The sequence below is a fragment of the Oleiphilus sp. HI0080 genome, assembly GCF_001635135.1.
This window is the reverse complement of the sequence record NZ_LWFU01001122.1, coordinates 1-657: the sequence shown is the minus strand read 5'-3', so window position 1 is coordinate 657 and position 657 is coordinate 1. Positions and strand designations below refer to the sequence as shown.

Here is a 657-nt window from a genome sequence, read left to right as displayed (position 1 = left end):
ACGTTTCTTACGAATACTTGGACAGGCATGACTTCCCAAAAACGTCACGATGGTTGAGCAGTGGCTGTCATTGATTGGCCGATTCCAAGGGATGATGTAGCCAAAATTAGGCCGCGAGTTCATCAAAGAAACGAGGTTCGCCTGATCTTCACGCCACTTATTGAGAATCGAGTTTTGATCCATATTCGGGAAAAAGCGCTCATAAGAGAAACGCGAGAAGTTGTAGTCGGTGCTAAAGCCCGTGTAAGCAAATGAATCCTGAGGATATAAATCCGCAGCCGCCGTGTTGGCTGTACCCATGTCACTTGCATCGAAGGAGGCGGGCATGTTCACCAAAACGCTATCCAAGTCCCAAGCAGCCTTAATGGTCTCGTGCAGCTGCTTAGAGTTGTAACTGCCATCTGGCGCTGGGAATAACGGACCCGAGTCATTCAGCATGTAGCCTTTGGTGAAGTCCAGACGCTGACGCACTTCATGGTAAAGAGCAGACGAAGCAACGCCGCCCGCACTAAAGCCGGTAATCATGACTTTGTTCAACGTACCAAGGCGCTGGTCGAGGAAATCAAGCGCGGCGGTTGAGTTCGCAAAGCCGTTATGATGATAGGTAATCGGAGGATTAGCACCCGATGGATCAGCATAAACCTGAACGTTATTGCC

The 657-nt window shown here is 49.8% G+C and carries 1 pseudogene; it reads right to left on the bottom strand.

Features of this window, described 5'->3' with window-relative positions:
* Window positions 1-657, bottom strand: a pseudogene (locus A3751_RS23255) (hypothetical protein); the annotation flags it as partial.